Origin of the sequence: Cognaticolwellia beringensis, from assembly GCF_002076895.1 — a bacterium.
Lineage (GTDB): Bacteria > Pseudomonadota > Gammaproteobacteria > Enterobacterales > Alteromonadaceae > Cognaticolwellia > Cognaticolwellia beringensis.
This window is the reverse complement of record NZ_CP020465.1, coordinates 3,708,650-3,730,304: the sequence shown is the minus strand read 5'-3', so window position 1 is coordinate 3,730,304 and position 21,655 is coordinate 3,708,650. Positions and strand designations below refer to the sequence as shown.

The window sequence follows — 21,655 nt, the reverse complement described above, 5'->3', positions numbered from 1 at the left end:
GATGTTAAAATCAACAACTGAAAATCAGCCTAAAAAGACCTTACCTGCCTACTTCGGCGAGTTTGGTGGTATGTTTGTTGGCGAATTGTTAGTGCCTGCTTTAGAAGAACTAGAGCAAGCCTTTATTGAGTCGCAAACCGATGAAGTTTTTTTAGCTGAGTTCAACAAACTATTAACCAGTTATGCTGGCCGTCCGACACCACTAACATTGTGTCGCAATATTGTTAAAAATCCATTAGCTAAAATTTACTTAAAACGTGAAGATTTACTGCATGGTGGTGCTCATAAAACTAATCAGGTTTTAGGGCAAGCGTTACTCGCCAAGCGCATGGGAAAAACTGAAATCATTGCAGAAACTGGTGCGGGTCAACATGGCGTTGCTACAGCAATTGCCTGCTCATTATTAGGTTTAAAATGTAAGGTTTATATGGGCGCGGTTGATTGTCAGCGTCAGCAACCGAATGTCTTTCGCATGCAATTAATGGGTGCTGAAGTTATTCCAGTAACCGCCGGCAGCGGCACACTTAAAGACGCGGTAAATGAAGCATTACGTGATTGGTCTGCCAATTATGAAAACGCACACTATTTATTAGGTACGGCTGCGGGCCCTCACCCGTTCCCGACTATTGTGCGTGAATTTCAAAAAATGATCGGCGAAGAAGCTAAACAGCAATTATTAGCTGAAGAAGGTCGATTACCTGATTACGTTATTGCTTGTGTTGGTGGTGGCTCAAATGCCATTGGTATGTTTAATGACTTTATTGGCGATGAAAATGTCAAACTAATTGGTGTTGAAGCCGGTGGTAAAGGCATAAACACGGCACACCACGGTGCAACCTTAGTGGCAGGTACCAAAGGTATGTTACATGGTAACTATACTTATATTATGCAAGATAAGGTGGGCCAAATTGAAGAGTCTTACTCGGTATCAGCGGGTCTTGATTACCCTGCTGTGGGCCCACAACACGCACAATTAAAAGATTCTGGTCGCGCTCAATATGTCGCAATAAACGATGACGAAGCATTAGAAGCATTCCAATTACTGGCGCGTAATGAAGGGATTATTCCTGCATTAGAGTCTTCTCATGCATTGGCACATGCCTTAAAAATGGCTGATAAAGTGACAGAAGAAACCATCTTCTTGGTTAATTTATCAGGTAGAGGTGATAAAGATTTAGCGCATGTAAACGCGATTATATCGCCTGAGACTGCTGAAAAAAGTGATGTAAAGCATAGAGGAGAAGCATAATGAGCCAAGCAACTAATATTACTAACATTACTAATGTAAGTACTCGTTATGACCAAGCGTTTGAAAAATTAGCGGCAAAGAATGAAGGCGCGTTCATCCCTTTTGTTATCATTGGCGACCCAAATGCTGAGCAGTCTTTAGAAGTGATTAAAACACTTATTGATGCTGGCGCAGATGCTTTAGAACTAGGCATGCCCTTTTCAGACCCCAGTGCTGACGGTTTGACCATTCAAATGGCTGCGCTTCGTGCACTAAAAGCCAATACTAATACCGATGTCTGTTTAGATATTTTAGCTAAAATTCGTGCTTATGCGCCTGATATTCCCATTGGCTTGCTACTTTATGGCAACCTAGTATTTGCGCGTGGCATTAATAACTTCTATCGTGATGTTGCCGCGGCAGGTGTTGATTCTGTACTTATCGCTGACTTACCTATTCGTGAATGTGAGCCATTTAGACAAGCGGCAACTGCCAATGGTATAGCGCCGATATTCATCGCCCCGCCTAATGCCAGTGAAAAAACTTTACAAAAAGTAGCTGATTATGGCTCTGGTTATACTTATGTATTAAGTCGTGTCGGCGTTACGGGCACAGAAACTGAAGCTGAAATGACTGGCCATAAACTTATTGATATCTTGGATAAATATCAAGCTGCACCTTCTGTGATTGGTTTTGGCATATCAAAACCTGAACAAGTAGAAGCTGCATTAGCAACGGGAGCAAAAGGTGCTATTAGTGGCTCTGCTGTCGTTAAAATTATTGAAAAAAATCTTGATGATCACGATAAAATGTTGGAAGAATTAGCCGGATTTGTTCGTGCTATGAAGCTAGCTACTAAACTTTAAGTTAATCGGAATAACTATCAGTTTTAAGTTTTAAGCTGTCAGTTAAAAGTGATTTATTTGAATATAAAAAAGCTCATAAGGTTTAACTTATGAGCTTTTTTTATTACATCTTAGATTCTAAATCAATGGCTATTAGTCGATGATTAATAGCTAAGCTGACTTTTTTTCCCAAGTATCGCGTAGACCAACCGTGCGGTTGAAAACTAGCTTACCTGCGGCAGTATCTTCTGCTGATATTTTATTATCTAAACAAAAGTAACCTTGGCGCTCAAACTGAAATGCTTGCTCAGGTTTTGCATTCGCTAGATAAGGTTCAACTTTCGAATTAATAATAGTCAATGAATCAGGGTTAATCACTGAATGAAAGTCTTCTGCAGCTCCTGGGTTTGGCACAGTAAATAAGCGTTCGTACAAACGAATTTCTGCATCAAGACTTTGTTCAGCCGCAACCCAATGAATAACACCTTTTGGCTTAGTGCCATCAGTCGGGTTTTTACCTAAAGTTTCAGGATCATATTGGCAATAAACCGTAGTTACATTACCTTCTGCATCTTTATCACAACGGGTAGCGGTAACAACATAAGCACCGCGTAAACGCACGGCTTTGTCTAATACTAAACGCTTATACTTTTTGTTGGCTTCTTCACGAAAGTCTTCTGCTTCAATGTAAAGCGCTTTGGCAAATGGCACAATGCGAGAGCCATGACTTTCATCACTTGGGTGGTTCTTAACATCAAGATTTTCAACTTTATCTTCAGGATAGTTTTCAATCACCAATTTAATTGGGTCTAGAACCGCCATAGCACGTGGTGCATTATCATTTAAATCTTCACGAATACAAGCATCTAACACACTCATTTCGACAGTGTTATCCATTTTCGTTACGCCAATGCGCTTCGCAAATTCTCGTAATGAACCTGGCGTAAAACCTTTGCGACGAAAGCCAGCAATGGTTGGCATACGCGGGTCATCCCAGCCGCTAACTAGCTTGTCTTCCACCAGGCTATTTAATTTACGTTTACTCATCACAGTATATTCGAGATTCAAGCGTGAGAACTCGTATTGACGTGGTGTGGTTTCTATCGAAATATTTTCAATCACCCAGTCATACAAACGACGATTATCTTGAAATTCTAAAGTACAGATTGAATGCGTAATGCCTTCTATGGCATCTGAAATACAATGCGTAAAATCGTACATTGGATAAATACACCATTTATCACCTGTTTGGTGATGATGGGCAAATTTAACTCGATAAATTACTGGATCGCGCATGCACATGAAGCTTGATGCCATGTCGATTTTAGCACGCAGGGCACAATGCCCTTCTTTAAAGTCACCCGCTTTCATTTTTTCAAATAAAGCGAGGTTTTCTTCAACTGACGTTTCACGATAAGGACTGTTTTTCCCTGGTTGCTTTAACGTACCACGATATTCGCGCGTTTCTTCGGCATTTAAAAAACAAACGTAAGCTAAACCTTTTTCGATAAGCTCAACAGCATAACCATACAAGCGGTCAAAATAATCTGAAGAATAATGAATATCACCCGCCCATTCAAAACCCAACCACTTAACATCGGCTTGAATAGAATTTACGAAATCAATATCTTCTTTTTCAGGGTTAGTATCGTCAAAGCGCAAATTACACAAACCATTGTAATCTTGAGCAATACCAAAGTTTAAACAAATAGATTTCGCATGACCAATATGTAAAAAACCATTTGGCTCAGGCGGAAAACGTGTTTGTACTTTACTATGCTTACCACTAGCAAGATCGGCATCAATAATTTGACGAATAAAATTTGTTGGACGGTTTTCTACTTCCGACATCCACAGAACCCCTAAAAATAATAAAATTTAAATAATGTAATTGAAGATATTATATCAATAGAATTAACCCAAGCGCACCTAAAGAATATAAATTCGACTGTGGATCGCGAAATATAATTTAACTTGTGGTCTTAAAGCGCTATTTATACGCTTTATTTTGGATATTATTAAGTAAAGTTACCACCTGATTAATTCAGCCTATTACACGATAAATATAAAATGAAGACGTTATTAAGATTAAAGGTCTATTTTATGGCAAATTATCGAAGGCATTGACTAATGCTGGTTTTAGCATTTTCAGCTTTTCATTATTACTATCGGCTATTGATGCAAATACCGCGCCTAAAAACGCACGCGCATTATGCAGTTGAGCTAAGCCTTGTTGGTTAGTGTAAACTTGTTGCCAACTTTTAAGCGGACTTGGTGTGATGTAGCGCTGTAACCAGTGCTGCCATTCTTGTTCATTGTGCTGATTTTTCAGTAGAATATAAAGTAGTGCTGTAGACAAACGTTCAGGTTCGCCATAAATATAAAAGTGCGTATTTTTCGCAAGTACCTGCTCTCCGATGGCATTTAACATCTGGGTTAAATGCGCTTTATTAATTACTGGGTTTAAGGCTAATTGGAGAAATATATCAGCAGTATGTGCGACATTATGTCGCCAACCAACGACTTCATCAAACCCACGATAATCATTGATGTTACTCATGAAAGCTGTACTTTTTGACACCAACAAGTCTCGTTGTTCTGCACTCAAATAAGTCGATTTTCGGTCAACACGTGCTAATTCAGATAACACCAATGCGACAAAAGGCTGATAAACGCCATTTTTGTCATCCGTTTCAACGCCAAAGCCTTCAATTAACGTTGTAAACATTAAGCGATGCACCTCACTGGATAATCTATCTCCCCTCAACCAGTTCGAAAGACCAGTAAAAGCAACGCCATCACGAATTTCAGGTTGTGGGATAGCTAAACAATGTAATAATTGCATAGCTAATTCAGCACGTTCCAGCTCATTTTCAATGACAAAGTTCTGCTCAGCTAAGCCGAGTAATTTTTGTTTATTCCATTTAGCCGAATAGCACTGCTGGCCAATGCTGCTGGCATTAATATGATCAATTTCGGTACTTATTTGCGCCTTTGCTTTACTCACTGGCGTCAATACAATACTCAAAATAAAAACGGCTATTGATTTATTAAACATCTATATACCTTGTAATTATATACCTTATAATATTTTTTCTAATCATAAAGCCATCTGTATCATAATGACGTCGAATGACCTTATACACCTTCTTTATTTTTAGCTTTTGGCTAAAACTCAAGCAGTTACCATAATCTCCATGGTTAATTTATTCAACAATTCTTATAAACAACATTCACAACCGTTAAGTAAGTTGATATGTTACTTACACTAAATAATCAGTAGATAAAAACCAATGCCTGAATGTTCATCTTCCAAAACTATGCCACCACCTAGCCCGCTTGTGCTTGAAAATATTCAACAATGGCAGCAAAAATCTAACAGTCAAATGACGGTTAATGGTCATTATCGAGCGGGAGCTAAAAACGCTAAGCGTATCCACTTACTGCACGGAACGGGCTTTTCATCGATGACCTTAGCCGCTATGGCTTCACAATTGCCACAAGACTGGTCTATTTGGTTAACCGACGTTCCAGGCCATGGAAGTTCGACACAGCCAACGACAAAGATGCCAAACTGGCAAAAAATAGCAAATACTATTGCAGATGCTATTTATAAGCAGGCCAATGTAAAAGAAAACGGCCCATTGATTGGTATAGGACATTCAATGGGCGGTGTTTTAACACTCTTAGCGGCCGTTAAATACCCAGATTTATTCAGTGAAATTATTTTGTTAGATCCGGTATTATTCCAAACTGAAATGATCATAGCGCAGCAATTAATGCGTGCTACTGGAACATGGCGACAAAGAGCATTAGTTAGATCAGTTGCCAATCGAAATGCAAAATGGCCAAGTTTAGCTGCCATGAAAGAGAGTATCGCCGGTAAGTCTTTTTATAAAGCCTGGCATCCACAAGTGATTAGCGATTATTGTGAGTCTTCCACGAATACCCATCAGGATAATTCCGTACAACTTAGTTGTCAGCCAAGTTGGGAAGCTTCCATTTTTGGTTCTTACCCTAAAGGATTATGGCGAGCGATATATAAAGTTGATATTCCGGTAGAGATATTAATAGCAAAGAAAAGTTATTTCTTCATTCCGAAGGCCGTTAAAAGAGCCTCTAAAATCAATAATATTATACAATGGCAAACTTTTGGTCAGCATCATTGTTTTCCGATGGAAGAGCCAATAGAAACAGCGAAAAAAATCACTGACTTAATTTCCTCATACAGCTAAGTTCAGTCGCTAAATAAAATTAGGCTATAGATTACAAACTTGCATATAAAATGTTATAAATATGTTAATTTAAAGTAATAATTCTTACACGGATGTTCAAATGAACAAAAAAATTGTTAAATTTCTCCCCGTAATGCTGCTTTGCAATAGTGTTTCCGCATTTGAGCTGTCTCAGCACCTAAGAACATCAACTGAACCTACAGCTAAAGTCAGAGTAGCAGCCAAATACCCAATAGAGGCAGCAAGAAATAATCGTGAAGGTTGGGCAAGATTTAGTTTTATCATTGAAAAAGACGGCAGTGTTTCAAATGTAATAACCGAAGAAACATCCGGCAGTAAAGACATCACTCTAGCCGCTAAAAAAGCGATATTGAAGTGGCAATATCAGCCAGCAATGGAAAATGGCGAGCCAATACAGCAATGCGCTAACAGTGTGCAAATTGATTTTAGAATGCATAAACAAAAAAATGGTACTACAGGGGCAACTAAACGCTTTAGAAGTTTATATAACAAGACAAAATCCGCCTTAGCAGAAAAGGATTATGCAGAAGTTGAGCAACTATTAGCCAAGTTTGAAAAGATAAAACATATGCATTTATCTGAAAATAATTTTTTACAATTGCTTAGTGCGCAATATGCTAGCGACATAGATGACCCAGCCCTTCAACTTTCCCACCTGAATAAAACTGCGTTTTCTTCAGATCCCGAGAATAACCAACAGTTAGTATCGATACTTAAGCAGAAGTTCATTTTACAAATAAAATTAAATCAATTAAAAGCAGCATACAGCACATTCAAATACCTTAAAAAAATCGCGAGTGATGAACCCTATTTAGCCGATTACCAAGTACTCATTGAACGTATCGACGAGTTTGTTAAGTCAGAAAAAGAGCTTGTGGTTAGTGGCGATATGCGCAGTAATGACTACTGGCACTATGCATTAGTGCGTAATGAATTTACCCTGAGCAATATCACCGGAAAGTTAACTAAGATGGATATTCGTTGTGCGAATAAGCGCCACGTATATTCCATAGAAAACAACAACACATGGACGATTCCAGATACTTGGCAACAATGTAATGTCTATATTTTTGGTGAGAACAACACGAAATTTAATCTTGTTGAACATCCATTTAAAGCTTAGATTAGTAACATTTACTCAAGCGTATATTATCATTTAATTTATACGCGCTTGCGCTAGTTCAGCTAATTGCGGGGATATACTGACTAAATTTTCTAATTCACTTTCTATAACACCTTTAGGGAGTTTTTTAATCAGTAGTTGACCAATTTCTTTAGCATTTTTTTTCGCAGCAAAAATCAATATATTATCGTTGTCGCAACTAACATCCTTAAACACATTGCGCAATTTCAAACGATTTGATTTAAGCAGTTTTCTTAATCGCCCTTTATCATCAACTGCGACGTATTCACATATATTACTAGCTAAGTTTGCACTTTGGCTTGCAGGCACGTAAACAAACCCAGCGAATGCCGCGAAAGTAATAAAAATTAGTGGCTTCATATACCCTCACTTTTAAAGATAAAACACTTATATCAATTAATACTAAGTTGATTAATATTAGCTCCGAATAAAAAATATGCATGGTGATTGATAAATTTAATTTATTAAAAACAAAAAAAAGCGCAGATGGCCTGCGCTTTATAAATACTTTATTTAATTGTCTAACCTAAAACTGAGCAACAACCTGCTCAACGACCATTTTAATCGCTTTACTTGGGTTATCTTGTTCAGAGGTCTTAATACGTTTTACGGCCCAACCATGCCATACAGGCTGGTGGCTTTTAACATCGAATACATCTATCGCTAATTTTCCTTCAGTATAATTACGCACACGAGTATCAGAACCCATGCCTATGCCACCGTAGTAACTATGTCCCCACATAAAACTAGTGCGGTACATAACAGGTAAAGAATCAACTTTAACTTTATCTCTACTACCCATGGTATATGAAATAGTAAAGTCTGCCTGCTCTGCTTCTTTAACTAATTGATAGCCTTTGGCGATAAAAGCCTGTTCAATGGCGTTATCAATTCTAACTTTCATCACTGGATTAGCATCAACAGATTCAGCTAAAGCCTTTGTTTCATTAAGCCATGCGAATGTTTTATAATGCGATGTAGCTATCTCACTATTGCGATCAAAGTCAACTCTAGCTTGTTGCGTTGATACACAGCCGGCCATTGCACTAACAAGTGCTAACATTATGATTAGTTTACTTTTTAACATAAATCCTTCCATATAACTTTGAGGTGTTTAAAACTTGTTATAACAGCCTATCATAGATACGCTAATAAGCTGTTGAAAAATGTAACGACATTACGTTTTATACACAGAATAATAAACAATAACAGTCAGTTTTCATATAACCAATATTAAAATATAGCTACAGGTGGAGGCAAGTTCATCGCTCAATTTGAATAACTTTACTTACCTACTTATTACCCCCATGTCTCATTATATGACCAGACAAAGGTTAAATTAATGACAGAATTTTATTTTGAGCTATAACAAATAATAAATACTTATAAATAATTGCTAACTTTTCATTGACAGAAATAGCTAAACCCCTTAAAACTGTAGCTATTACTTTTTTACACAATATTTTACTATGAATTTCGTAAACACGCTCTTATCTCTCCTCGTTGTCGTCTTGGTCTTAGAACCAAAGCGTGGTCGATATTGTGTGTAAAAATAAAGTAAAAATATAAACAATAAACCCTCGCTCTGAAAAGAACGGGGGTTTTTTTATCGCTATTTATCGATTTATTAAAGGGATTACATATGACAAAAGAGCTATTCTCAGGTGCAGAACTGGTAGTAAAAACCCTGTCAGCACTTAAGGTAAAATATTTGTTTGGCTACCCAGGAGGGACAGTACTAGACATTTATGATGCACTGTTTCGACAAGATGATGTTGAGCATATTCTTGTTCGTCACGAGCAGGCAGCAACACACATGGCAGATGGCTTTGCGCGCGCTACCGGCGAAGTCGGTGTTGTGTTAGCAACATCAGGGCCTGGTGCCACTAATTGTATTACCGGTATAGCAACTGCCTATATGGACTCCATTCCTATGGTGGTACTTTCCGGGCAAGTGCCAACGAATTTAATTGGCGACGACGCATTTCAAGAAACTGACATCGTAGGTTGCTCTCGACCCATTGTGAAACATAGTTTTAACTGTCGTAATGTTGTTGATATTCCTAACACTATCGCAAAAGCATTTTATATTGCCAGTACAGGTCGACCGGGCCCGGTTGTTATCGAACTACCCAAAGATATTTTAATGCCACAATACACTGCTGAATTTGTCTATAACTCAGAAGTTAATATGCGCTCTTACAATCCGACAGTAAAAGGTCACCACCGCCAAATTAAGAAAGCGGTTCAAGCTATAACAAAAGCAAAACGCCTAGTTATATACGCTGGCGGCGGCGTTATAATAGCTAACGCTGCTGAGTTACTGACTGAATTAGTAGAAAAGCTCAATGCACCTATTACTAACACCTTAATGGGGCTAGGCGCCATATCAGGTTTACATGATAACTTCATTGGCATGTTGGGCATGCACGGGAGCCTGGAAGCTAACAAGGCCATGGCTAATGCGGATGTTATTCTCGCTTTAGGAGCAAGGTTTGATGACCGTGTCACAAACAATGTTAAGAAATTCTGCCCTGATGCGACTATTGTGCATGTTGATATAGATCCAACTTCAATCTCTAAAACCATCAATGCCCATATTCCTGTAGTGGGTTTACTCGATATAGTAATTAAACAATTACTTGATGAGCTTGAAGAAAAACAATTTAGTGTCAATCAAGAAGAAAACCAAACATGGTGGCAACAAATTGCACAATGGCGAGCAGTTAACAGTGTTAGCTATGAGCAAACAGACGGAAAGATAAAACCTCAGCGTGTTATTGAATCCATGTATAAAGCCACTAAAGGTGAAGCCTATGTATGCTCTGATGTGGGACAACATCAAATGTTTGCCGCGCAATACTACCCCTTTGCTAAACCTCGCCAATGGATAAATTCAGGCGGCTTAGGCACTATGGGATTTGGCTTACCGGCCGCTATGGGCGTAAAATTAGCTTTCCCTGATAGCCATGTTATTTGTATTACCGGTGACGGCTCTATTCAAATGAACATACAAGAACTTTCGACTTGTCTGCAATATAACTTACCCGTGGTCATTATTTCATTAAACAACCGTTCTTTAGGTATGGTGCGTCAATGGCAAGACATGGTGTATGGCGGTCGTCATTCATCTTCCTATATGGAATCTTTACCTGATTTTGTTAAATTAGCTGAATCTTATGGTCATGTAGGTATGCAAATTAATACCCTTGATGAGTTAGATGAAAAAATTGAAGAGGCCTTTGCAATTAAAAATCGTCTGGTCTTTGTTGATGTGTTAGTTGACGAAAATGAGCATGTATACCCGATGCAAATACGTACTGGCGCTATTGATGAAATGTGGATTAAAAAAGGAGTTAAAGCCTAATGCGCAGAATTTTAGCGATTTTATTAGAGAACGAGGCAGGATCACTTTCACGCATTGTCGGGTTGTTTTCTCAACGAGCATTTAATATTGAAAGTTTAACCGTAGCACCAACTGAAGATGACAGTCTATCTCGTATTACCATAGTCACCAAAGGTAACGACAAAATACTTGAACAAATAGTGAAACAAGTGAATAAGCTCATCGATGTTATTAAAATCACCGATTTAACCGAGCGAAGTCATGTTGAGCGTGAATTACTGCTAATTAAAGTCCTCGCGATGAATGCAAAGTCGCGTAGTGAAGTGATGCGTATAACCGATATTTTTAGAGGCTCTGTTATTGATATTGGTAAACAAGTCTACACGATTCAATTAACTGGCAACGCAGAGAAAGTTAATGCTTTTATTAGCACACTCGCTAATGAAACAGAAATTATAGAGTCGGTAAGATCAGGTTGTGTTGGTATTGCGCGCGGAGAAAAAGCCTTATCGGTAAAGCAATAATGTTGAAGCAAAGCAAATAGCCATAAATATGCATACTTACTTTACTTAAAATACTATAAAGCCAGCTAATAGCTGGCTTTATTTTTACGCTGAATTTAGTCTTCGAGCCAATTAAGCTTTAGCTAATTCGAGCTGTTAACCTACGACGTAATCCTACTAACATTAAGAATAAAATGCTGCTGAAGCCAAGACCTGCACCTTGTCTTTCAACTTTCTCTTCGACGGCGCTACAGTTTTCAATTTCACCCGGTATAGGCTCTAATGTCACAGCGCGAACCACATCTTCAAATAACTGTTCGCCTTTATCATCTAGCATTAAAACCCCTTTTGAATCACGGCGAGGTACTCTGATCAATGCAGTTGCAGAAATTTCATTGGCATCATTAATATCACGAGCTTCAATAATAGTATAATCACTGTCACAGGCTATATAGTCATTTAGATCAGTAAAAGATTTGCTGGTAATGTCATAGATAAAACCATGTGTTCTTCTCGGTGTACTGGTATTGTCGTTATGCGTTTCAACTTCACCCTCACCGACTATTTTACCTTCTTCATTTATCGCGCGAGCGGTACTTGAACTACCTGTAAAAAAATCAGTTGGTAAAACCATTTCCATCGTTTCAGCATTGGTATCAACATGGTAGAACTTAGTTCTCTGATTACCATTAACAAACGTATTAACATGCCCGATGGCGATACCAGCATCATTGATATCATAAGCCCGTGAATCAAAATATTTACCATGGTCATCAGTAAAATCAGTAACTTGACCGTCTTTATAAACTACGGCATATAAACTGCGTCGCTCGTTTGCACTTGGATCAGTTTCATTCTCGTCCACCCAACCATGAGCGTAACCAACAGCTACACCTTGATTATTAACAGCTTGAGCATAGTTTTCATATTCACGCACATCATCAACATGAGGAGTAACTAACTGTCCTAATATTTCCGAGCTAATAATACCTTGCTCATCAATAGTCCACTTTATTGCTTCAGTATTATAGATGTCTTCAATAACTTGCTGTACACAAGCCTTAAAGGGTAAATCATCAAGTACGTCAGGGTCAGCACAGCCACCAGTTTCGTCAATGAAAAAGTCTAGGGCATTCTGATCAATACTGGTACTAGCATAACCAACCGCAAAATGTGATTCACTAATGTCTAATATTGCTGATTCACCACCAAAGCGTTGTTCTTCAGGTAAATCAGTCTCACTAGGTGGGATGATTTCAGTAATACTTGCACCGCCGTCTGAAGAGAAAAATCCACGTGTAGTAAAATCACGCAACCAGTGTGTTACTTCTTCACCATCACTTTTAGTAAAGTCCAGCGGCAAATAAGGCGCAGATGCAGTACCGTAAACCCAACCTTCATTGGTAATACCACTTATGTACTCTTTTGTTGAACGGGTATAAATATCAGTCCCGGTAAACTTTTCATCAAAAACATTAAAGAGCTCAGTTTGACCATTAAAATTGGTCATTGCAAAAATGTCGCCCACTTCTTGGTAAAGGCTATTACCGGCTCTTGATCTTAGAAACCTAATCACCCATGAAAGGTCATTCGCGGTTGGGTTTCCTGTGCGCAAAGCAGTTTCATCTTCAATATTCACTAAGTCATGAACACCTTCATGACTTCTATCAGCTAAGGTGACTATAGCGTCAAAGTCGTCTTCATCTAGATATTGAAACTGCACCGGAAAATTATAGATATCAGTGCCTGAAATAGCAGCTTCACCATTATTATTTTCTTGTTGCGAATAGGTATACTTTAATGAGGAAACATTACCTTTATCAATAACTTGGTATGTTGCTGCATTAACGGCGGATAGTCCTAATGCACTAGTAATACCTAATGCTAAAATTGATTTTACAAATTTGTTCATGTAACTACTAAACTCACTTTCGTTATTAATCATCTAATTCTTGCCATCTAGCGTAGGCAACTTCGAGATTGGACTCACTCAGGGCTAACTGGTTCAATATTTTATTACTTTGTTCTTGGCTTTGGCTAAAAAAGTCAGCTTGATTCACTTTTTCTTGTAATTGTGCAATTAAATTTTCCAGCTCATCAATTTGCCCAGGTAGCTCTTCTAGCTCTTTTTTTTCTTTAAATGAGCGCTTTTTCTTTACCGGTGTAGCGACTTTATTCTCAGCCTTCACCACTTTATCATTTGCGTTAGCTTTAACAACTGGCTTTGCCATTGCTTGACGTTGTTTATCTTTATGTTCAAGATAACTATCAACATCATCATAACCACCAACAATTTGAGTAATGTGACCGCTGCCATCAAAGTACAAACAACTACTGACACAATTATTAACAAAGTCGCGATCATGGCTCACTAAAATAACCGTTCCTGCGTAATTTGCAACGACTTCTTCCAATAACTCTAATGTTTCAATATCCAAATCATTGGTTGGCTCATCCAGAATCAATAAGTTACTTGGGCGTAAAAACAAGCGGGCCAGCAACAAACGATTCTTTTCACCACCCGATAATGCTCTAACCGGTGTACGTGCACGTTTCGGGCTAAACAGAAAATCTTGTAAGTAACCTAACACATGTCTAGGTTTGCCGTTTACTAAGACTTCTTGCTTACCTTCACCAACAATTTCTTGTACAGTTTTCTTAAGATCCAGCGCATCGCGATGTTGATCAAAATAGGCAATATCTAAATTAACTCCTGAACGCATTTTTCCACTAGTTGCTTCGAGGTTACCCATAATCATCTTAATTAGCGTAGATTTACCCGTACCGTTTGCACCGATAAATGCAATGCGATCATTTCGAGTGATTAATAAATCTAAATCTTTGATGATAACCTTGTCGTCAAACGCGATAGTTAAATCTTCGGCTTCAAAGACCAATTTACCAGAGCGATCGCCTTGAGTAATATTCATCGTGCTTTGATTGCGCACTTCACGACGAGCTTGACGTTCGCCTCTCAGTTTCTCAAGTGCTCTTACTCGACCTTCGTTACGTGTACGTCGCGCTTTTACACCTTGTCTGATCCAAACTTCTTCTTCAGCCAATTTCTTATCAAATAACGAGTTTTGCTGTGACTCTACCTGCAAGTCATGAGCTTTTTGCTCTATATATAGATCATAATTACCTGGGTAGCTTTTCAAAACACCGCGATCAAGATCGATAATACGCGTTGAAACGCCACGAATAAACGCCCTATCATGACTAATAAACAGTATGGTCCCGGCAAAGTCTTTTAAAAATGACTCTAACCATAGAACACTTTTAATATCTAAATGGTTGGTAGGCTCGTCAAGCAGTAAAATATCAGGTGCAGTCACTAAGGCTTTAGCTAACGCTAACTTACGTAACCAACCACCTGAAAGATCGCAAATTTTATCATCTGGATTCAACGCTAAAGTCGTCATCACTTGTTCGATACGCTGCTCATCTTGCCAAGCATTAGCCACTTCAAGTTGTTCTTGAATCGTGGCCATTTTAGTGAGATTTTTTTCAGAAGGATCTTCAGTAACATCATGAATAATCGCATGATAACGCTTAATTAAATCAGCATTTTCCTTTACGCCTTGGGCGATAAAATCAAAAACACTGATATCAGAAGACTCTGGTGGATCTTGCTCCAACATAGCAACTTGCATAGTGTTAGATTTAAGTACTTGACCATCGTCTAACGTTTGAAAACCCATTAATACTTTCATTAATGTCGATTTTCCAGCACCATTTCTACCGACTAAACAAATTCGTTCGCCTGTTTGTACACTTAAGTCTGCTTTATCTAAGACTTTGTCTTCACCAAAGGCTAATTCACCTTGGGAAATACGAATTAATTCCATAAACTACAATAACTCCAAAATTTGTTTCTGTTCAAATGGCCAAAATAATTTTTTTTGGTCCGAAAGACGTTCTAATACAGGAATGTGAACACGATACTGCTCGACTAATTTATCGTCATCAATAATATCAACCTCACGCACTTCTGCTGCAGGCATTGCTGATAAACATAATGCCAAAGCGTATTCACATAAATGACAGCCTTCTGTGCCATAAAGATTAAATTTTACTGACATGCTAACTCGCCTTACGCGTTATCAACCAACTGTTGTGAATATGCTTGTTACGTTGAAAGTCTTTATCTCGTGTTTTATCGCTCAACTCTTGCACGTTCAAATCTAAGGCAGCGATAGCGTCAAAATCCATTTTAAAATTACGCTTATTATTGGTAAAAATTAACTCGCCACCTTCGCTCAGTGATTTCACACCATCTGTTATTAAGCTTATGTGATCTCGTTGCACGTCAAAGCTTTCGCCCATACGTTTTGAATTGGAAAAAGTAGGAGGGTCTATAAACACCACATCAAATTTTTGCTCATTCTTCTTCAACCACTGCAAACAATCCGCTTGAATAAAGTCATATTTATGACCACTGAGATTGTTCAATACGAAATTGTCTTGTGCCCAACTTAAATAGGTATTCGACATATCAACCGTTGTTACCGTATCGGCGCCATGTAATGCCGCTTGCAAAGAAACCGAACCGGTATAAGCAAATAAATTCAATAATGATTTGCCCTTGGACTTTTTCGCGACAATTTGGCGAGTTTTACGGTGATCTAAGAAAAGCCCTGTATCTAAGTAATCCCAAAGGTTTACTTTTAATTTAGCGCCATATTCATGCACTACCATCGACTTTTTGGTTTGCTCAACACGTTGGTATTGCTCTTTACCTTTTTGTTTCGCTCGGGTTTTAATAATCACTTTATCAGTAGGAACGCCAAGCACTTTCGGCGCGAAGTAAACCACTTCTTGTAATCTTTTAGCAACTTTTTCTGGCTCAATAATAGCCGGCGCTGTATATTCATGAATAACAAGGTGGTCGCCATAAACATCGACAGCAACATTATATTCAGGAATATCGGCATCATATAAGCGGTAACACTCAATGTTTTCTTGCTTAAGCCAACTTTTTAAATTCTTTTTATTTTTCAATAAGCGATTACCAAAATCTGAGTCTTTTTGCTCAAATTCAGCATTAACATTACTACTCGATACTTGCTTATCATCTAAATTATAAAGTGCAAATTGGCAATCTAACGGACCGTTTTTAAACTTGTAACGCTTGAAAGTAACCATTTTCATCATGGCTAACAATTCAACATTGGCCGTTAAAACAGCGATACGCCAATTAACAAATTGTGCTTTAAACGTCTGTCCTAACAAGGCAAAGCTTTCTACTAACTCAGGTAGTTCACCTATGCGTTCACCATATGGCGGGTTAAATAAAATCGTACCTTTTGGTCCAAAGCCATTTTTCATGTCATTGGCATTTTTACAAGAAAATTCGATAAACCTTTGTACGCCAGCATTTTTAGCATTTTGCTGGGCCGTTTTTAATACTCTGCTATCAAGGTCAACACCGAATACTTTAGCTTTAAGTTGTGTTAAACCAACATGAGATTGTTCAATGGCAGCAGACTTTGCGGCTTTCCATGCTTCAGGTTGATGCCCTAACCAAAAATCAAAGCCCCATTGTGCTCTGTCAATACCGGGTGCATAGCCCGCGGCCATTAATACAGCCTCTATTACAATAGTTCCAGAACCACACATAGGATCAACTAAAGGTTTAGTTGTATCGTCTAACCATCCAGAGCGGGTAATAATGGCGGCCGCTAAATGTTCTTTCAATGGTGCGGCACCTGAATGCTCTCGGTAACCACGTTTGAATAAGCTACGACCAGAAAAGTCTAAGTAAATAACAACTTTTTGCTTTAATAAGCGCGCTTGAAAACTTATCTGTGGCGCAGACTTGTCTACTGACGGACGTTCTTGGTTTAAATCACGAAAGTGATCAACAACAGCATCTTTAACCGTTAAAGCACCAAACTGACTGTTTCGAATTTCATCACTGGTACCAACAAAATCAATCGCGAAGGTACTATCAACAGAAAATAGTTCAGACCAGTTAATCGACTTCGCTACAGCATAAAGTTCGTCTTTATTAACTGCATCACCTTCTCCCAACTTTAAAAGTATGCGAGTTGATAAGCGAGAACGCAGACAAATATGATAGGCATGCTCGATAGTTGAATTAAAATAAACACCTTCAGGCTTTTGAACAACTTGTTCGGCTTTCAAATCTTTAAGTTCTTGTGCCAGTAATATTTCTATACCTGGAGAGGTTAATGCTAAAAATTGCTGCATATAGGTTTTCCAATCTAATTTATGCCGCGATTATAAACAAAGACACGTTCTACTTATAGGCATTTTACAAATTAGCGCCAACTATCTATGAAGTTATGCCGTTTTATTTTGAATTTAGTCAAATTTCAGCTAATTGTCTGAATTCCGAGTCATTCAAGAGTAAAAAAACAGCAAGTAGAAAATAAATCAAATTAATACCTAAAATAAACTTAAAACAGGTTGCAAATCAGATGAGGTATCCTTATTATACGCCTCGCTTTGAAGAGGCAAGTTATTGCACCTTAGAAGCATTCTTTAAGCTAGAATTAAAACTTGCTAATCGGACGCGGGATGGAGCAGTCTGGTAGCTCGTCGGGCTCATAACCCGAAGGTCGTAGGTTCAAATCCTGCTCCCGCAACCAATTCTTTATAATATTAGAGTTTAAATAAATATTAATTCTTAAGTTTGAATTAAAACAACTTGGCTTGTCTAATTTATTAGACCATTCGGACGCGGGATGGAGCAGCCTAAAAGTTCAACCTCGTCGGGCTACTTTTTATAACTAGCCGAAGGTCGTAGATTCAAATCTTACTTCCAAACCAATTCTTTTAGAATGAATTAAAACTTCTAAGACTTGTTTAAGTAATTACTTAAACCATTCGGACGCGGGATGGAGCAGTCTAAAAGTTCAACCTCGTCGGGCTGCTTTTTATAACTAGCCGAAGGTCGTAGGTTCAAATTCTGAGCCAGCAACCAATTCTTTATAATATTAGAGTTTAAATAAATATTAATTCTTAAGTTTGAATTAAAACAACTTGGCTTGTTTAAGTAATTACTTAAACCATTCGGACGCGGGATGGAGCAGTCTGGTAGCTCGTCGGGCTCATAACCCGAAGGTCGTAGGTTCAAATCCTGCTCCCGCAACCAATTCTTTATAATATTAGAGTTTAAATAAATATTAATTCTTAAGTTTGAATTAAAACAACTTGGCTTGTCTAATTTATTAGACCATTCGGACGCGGGATGGAGCAGTCTGGTAGCTCGTCGGGCTCATAACCCGAAGGTCGTAGGTTCAAATCCTGCTCCCGCAACCAATTCTTTTAGAATGAATTAAAACTTCTAAGACTTGTTTAAGTAATTACTTAAACCATTCGGACGCGGGATGGAGCAGTCTGGTAGCTCGTCGGGCTCATAACCCGAAGGTCGTAGGTTCAAATCCTGCTCCCGCAACCAATTCTTAAGTTTGAATTAAAACAACTTTTCTTGCTTATTACTTTGGCCATTAGGACACGGGATGGAACAGTCTAAAAGTTCAACTCGTCGGGCTAATCTTTATAACTAGCCAAAGGTCGAAAATTAAAATCCTGCTCCAGCAACCAATTCTCTGATTTAATTATGTTTAATTAATACATTAGCTTTTTAATAAAAAATATAATTTAAACAATCAAAACAACCTCAATAATTCAAAAAATCTAACCTTATTATAAATAAGAATAATTGATAGTTTAAACTTCACACTTCTCTTAAATACTTAATCAAAACCAATACCAATACCAATACCAATTTGATTAATTAACTTGGTATAAATCCCCTCTTGTGTCTATCTCATGACAAACTCAATAACATGGCAATTATTCTCATTTTGAAATATATAACTTTTATCTAAGTTTAGACCTTCACTATAATTAAACACTTGGAATAATCTCGAATAAAATAATACGAAAACGGGTCAGTATTTTACGTTAACATAGCTTAACTGGATAATTATATGAGTTATGCCACCCAATCACATCAAACATGCCAGGCATTATTATCTAAAACGGCCACCCAATAACATTAACTGTGACCACTCAGTTGCATTGGATTTACCGCTAATAAATTAAGCTCATTTTGCGCTTAGCTAACATTCGCTTTTTTTCACTAACGACGACTCTTCCGAGCAAGCGGACGTTAGGAATTTGTTTAGACTTACGACAACTGTTAGCAAGTAGTTAGCGTGCATAGTAATAATAGTTACGACCGCTGTGTCGGATTACTTGTCGTTAGATAAGCCAAGGCTAGCGTCCACTTTCGTACCTTGTTAATATCTGGTCAGTGAGTATTAGAGTATTATCCATCTAGCTAAATATATTACACAACTTGTGAAATATAGTCTGTTTTATCCTAAGCCGGACCTTGCAGTTTTAAATTCATTTTAGGATCTTTTAACACGATCCCTTTTTTAAAAAGTAATTTATGCAACTGCTTTTGTAATTTGGTTTCAGTATGACTGCTCTGTGCAACACGTAGCTTTTGTGCTTCACTAAAATGGCAATGTACTAATAAACTGGCAGGGAAGCAATCGAACTGAACAGTGTGACTTAAATGACTAAAGCCATCGACTTGCTTTGCCTCTTCATTGATTTGGACTAATACAGCCAATAACTTATTGTTCAAACGATGGCAGATTTTACTCATTTTCATACTTTATGACTTACTCAATAGGCGCTAAGTTAACAAGGTACATTGTAACCTATAGTTGGAACAAAAAAATTGGCAAACGATAGAAGTTTAAAATAGATATTTAAATGTCGTATCTTTGTTAACATTAAGCTAGTGATCATTAGATACTTCAGCTAGCTAAAATCGGACATAAGTTTTTGAGATTTTATCGGCAGATCAAAGCCTAAAGCCGACCTTTTCTTTTGCTATAACTCACCTAAATAAAATGCATGCAGCAATCTCATTGCAGACGGTGGGCTTTCACCAACACTAACTATTGCAGCCATAATCTATTGTTATGTTTTTTAGCCTCAAAAATATATAAGTGATATCAATAATGAACTGACTATAATATAACCTAAATTGAATAAGGCTTTCCAAAAGTAGGAATAATTACTTTTAGAGGATCCATGTTTAATTTCTTCATTTCTTCATTAAGAGTCTGAATTGGATCATTATATCCCTCATCAGTTAACTTAAAAGTCCCAAAGTGAATACCGATCATCTTCTTACTTTCTAGGTCTCTAAATACTTGTAGAGAATCCTTTGGGTTAAGGTGGGCATCTTTCATGAACCATCTAGGTTCATACGCTCCAATTGGAATCAAAGAAAGATCCGGTGCGCCGAGTTTCTCTTTAATTTCTTTGAAGAATTTCCCGTATCCGGTGTCTCCTGCAAAGTAGATCTTATAATTATTTTCAATATAGAACCCACCCCACAGCATTTCCCTTTTATCGAATAGACCTCTTGCTGACCAATGCTGGGAAGGAACAAAAGTAATCTTAGTATTATTAGCTGTTATATTTTGCCACCAATCAAGGTCGACAGCGGCTTCAATTCCATTATCTTCTAGAAATGACTTTGTTTTCAATCCTGCAACGAATTTGGGAGCATCTCTCTCGTTTAATCGCTTGAGCGTATCAAGATCTAGGTGGTCATAATGATTATGAGATATAAGAACGATATCTATTGAAGGCAGATCATCAAAGGCAATTCCAGGTTTAACGACTCTTTTGGGTCCAGCAAATTGAACAGGTGAAGCTCTGAGTGAATAATGAGGATCTGTTAGTATGTTTAAATTATCAATCTGAATAAGAACTGATGCATGGCTGATTACAGTAATTATTGGCTTTACCGATCTTTGGCTAGAGGCTTTAAACTGTTTGGAATCAATTTCATCTGGCCAAGGGGTAGACTCACTTATAGCCTTAATTTTCCAACTGAGTAGGTCAAATATACTTTTATCGTCAAAAGGCTCAATGTTATCAAATTTAACACCGTCAAAAGGGGCGTTAGTCTTTGCATAAGGTTGAGATACACTGGAGGATAGGAAAATGGTAAATATTAACGCTGAAAATTTTTTCATTTAGCTTGCTCATTTTTCTTAGAATTTATTTATTCTTGGCACATAGAGTTTATACGATCACGAACTAAAAAAGTTCACACACTTAACTATAAAATAACATCTAAAAGCGTTTAAATTCGCTAGTTATTGATGTTAATGTCTGCTCTCGTATGCTAGCCGACATAAATTGAGGTGAATATTAGCCACCATTTTTGACCGCTTTAGGCTCTGAGCTACCATCAAGCGTAATTATATCAATGACCGCTTTTTGCAGTATTGTAATTTCTGTAGTGGCAAAGTTGTATGTAATTTAA

The 21,655-nt window shown here is 37.8% G+C and carries 16 protein-coding genes and 4 tRNA genes; 10 read left to right on the top strand and 10 right to left on the bottom strand.

The features are described from left to right. Position 1 precedes the first annotated feature (1 nt). Together trpB and trpA are read left to right on the top strand one after the other, a co-directional pair. Complete coding sequence (trpB, locus tag B5D82_RS15680) at positions 2-1,249, top strand: tryptophan synthase subunit beta (protein ID WP_081152837.1); 1,248 nt, start codon at positions 2-4, stop codon at positions 1,247-1,249. Further along, positions 1,249-2,094, top strand: coding sequence for a tryptophan synthase subunit alpha (trpA, locus tag B5D82_RS15675; protein ID WP_081152835.1), 846 nt, complete (start codon positions 1,249-1,251; stop codon positions 2,092-2,094). The genes trpB and trpA overlap by 1 nt, the downstream gene beginning before the upstream one ends. Before the next feature lie 150 nt (positions 2,095-2,244). Here trpA and glnS read toward each other — a convergent pair whose 3' ends face one another. Continuing rightward, complete coding sequence (glnS, locus tag B5D82_RS15670) at positions 2,245-3,924, bottom strand: glutamine--tRNA ligase (RefSeq protein WP_081152834.1); 1,680 nt, start codon at positions 3,922-3,924, stop codon at positions 2,245-2,247. 250 nt (positions 3,925-4,174) lie between these two features. Next, positions 4,175-5,131, bottom strand: coding sequence for a DUF2785 domain-containing protein (locus tag B5D82_RS15665; protein ID WP_081152832.1), 957 nt, complete (start codon positions 5,129-5,131; stop codon positions 4,175-4,177). A 235-nt stretch (positions 5,132-5,366) separates the two neighbouring features. Here B5D82_RS15665 and B5D82_RS15660 point away from each other — a divergent pair, with 235 nt between their 5' ends. Both B5D82_RS15660 and B5D82_RS15655 read left to right on the top strand, forming a co-directional pair. Beyond that, a complete protein-coding gene (locus tag B5D82_RS15660; RefSeq protein ID WP_081152830.1) occupies positions 5,367-6,308 on the top strand; it encodes an alpha/beta fold hydrolase in 942 nt (313 codons plus the stop codon). A gap of 100 nt (positions 6,309-6,408) precedes the next feature. Next, the gene (locus B5D82_RS15655) at positions 6,409-7,452 is read left to right on the top strand and encodes an energy transducer TonB (protein ID WP_081152829.1); all 1,044 of its coding nucleotides are present in this window, start codon (positions 6,409-6,411) and stop codon (positions 7,450-7,452) included. Positions 7,453-7,485: 33 nt separating this feature from the next. On the opposite strand, the gene B5D82_RS15650 is transcribed toward B5D82_RS15655, so the two are convergent. Together B5D82_RS15650 and B5D82_RS15645 are read right to left on the bottom strand one after the other, a co-directional pair. Further along, on the bottom strand, positions 7,486-7,833 hold the full coding sequence (locus B5D82_RS15650; protein ID WP_081152827.1) for a DUF3718 domain-containing protein: 348 nt from the start codon (positions 7,831-7,833) through the stop codon (positions 7,486-7,488). Positions 7,834-7,999: 166 nt separating this feature from the next. Then, on the bottom strand, positions 8,000-8,560 hold the full coding sequence (locus tag B5D82_RS15645; RefSeq protein WP_081152825.1) for a DUF4136 domain-containing protein: 561 nt from the start codon (positions 8,558-8,560) through the stop codon (positions 8,000-8,002). Positions 8,561-9,115: 555 nt separating this feature from the next. On the opposite strand from B5D82_RS15645, the gene B5D82_RS15640 reads away from it, so the two are divergent. Together B5D82_RS15640 and ilvN are read left to right on the top strand one after the other, a co-directional pair. After that, positions 9,116-10,840, top strand: coding sequence for an acetolactate synthase 3 large subunit (locus B5D82_RS15640; protein ID WP_081152824.1), 1,725 nt, complete (start codon positions 9,116-9,118; stop codon positions 10,838-10,840). Further along, positions 10,840-11,343 (top strand): acetolactate synthase small subunit, encoded by a 504-nt coding sequence (ilvN, locus tag B5D82_RS15635; RefSeq protein ID WP_081152822.1) that lies wholly within the window; start codon positions 10,840-10,842, stop codon positions 11,341-11,343. The genes B5D82_RS15640 and ilvN overlap by 1 nt, the downstream gene beginning before the upstream one ends. Positions 11,344-11,461: 118 nt before the next feature. On the opposite strand, the gene B5D82_RS15630 is transcribed toward ilvN, so the two are convergent. From B5D82_RS15630 to rlmKL, 4 genes are read right to left on the bottom strand one after another with little or no spacing between them, the layout of a single operon-like run. Next, a complete protein-coding gene (locus tag B5D82_RS15630; protein ID WP_081154549.1) occupies positions 11,462-13,234 on the bottom strand; it encodes a DUF3466 family protein in 1,773 nt (590 codons plus the stop codon). 25 nt (positions 13,235-13,259) lie between these two features. After that, positions 13,260-15,170: an ATP-binding cassette ATPase Uup gene (gene uup / locus B5D82_RS15625; protein WP_081152820.1), complete on the bottom strand. Its 1,911-nt coding sequence runs from the start codon at positions 15,168-15,170 to the stop codon at positions 13,260-13,262. A gap of 3 nt (positions 15,171-15,173) precedes the next feature. After that, on the bottom strand, positions 15,174-15,404 hold the full coding sequence (locus B5D82_RS15620; protein WP_081152819.1) for a glutaredoxin family protein: 231 nt from the start codon (positions 15,402-15,404) through the stop codon (positions 15,174-15,176). A 1-nt stretch (position 15,405) separates the two neighbouring features. After that, entirely contained in the window at positions 15,406-17,535 is a 2,130-nt protein-coding gene (gene rlmKL, locus B5D82_RS15615) for a bifunctional 23S rRNA (guanine(2069)-N(7))-methyltransferase RlmK/23S rRNA (guanine(2445)-N(2))-methyltransferase RlmL (protein WP_081152817.1), read from the bottom strand. A 324-nt stretch (positions 17,536-17,859) separates the two neighbouring features. Here rlmKL and B5D82_RS15610 point away from each other — a divergent pair. From B5D82_RS15610 to B5D82_RS15595, 4 genes are all read left to right on the top strand, one after another. Next, positions 17,860-17,936: transfer RNA gene (locus B5D82_RS15610), tRNA-Met, on the top strand. A 429-nt stretch (positions 17,937-18,365) separates the two neighbouring features. Then, positions 18,366-18,442 (top strand) — tRNA-Met (locus B5D82_RS15605). A gap of 90 nt (positions 18,443-18,532) precedes the next feature. Next, positions 18,533-18,609: transfer RNA gene (locus B5D82_RS15600), tRNA-Met, on the top strand. A gap of 62 nt (positions 18,610-18,671) precedes the next feature. Next, positions 18,672-18,748, top strand: a tRNA-Met gene (locus tag B5D82_RS15595). Positions 18,749-19,678: 930 nt separating this feature from the next. Here B5D82_RS15595 and B5D82_RS15590 read toward each other — a convergent pair. Both B5D82_RS15590 and B5D82_RS15585 read right to left on the bottom strand, forming a co-directional pair. Next, positions 19,679-19,972 (bottom strand): hypothetical protein, encoded by a 294-nt coding sequence (locus tag B5D82_RS15590; RefSeq protein WP_081152815.1) that lies wholly within the window; start codon positions 19,970-19,972, stop codon positions 19,679-19,681. Between the two features lie 382 nt (positions 19,973-20,354). Beyond that, on the bottom strand, positions 20,355-21,362 hold the full coding sequence (locus B5D82_RS15585) for an MBL fold metallo-hydrolase (RefSeq protein WP_081152812.1): 1,008 nt from the start codon (positions 21,360-21,362) through the stop codon (positions 20,355-20,357). Positions 21,363-21,655: the final 293 nt, after the last annotated feature.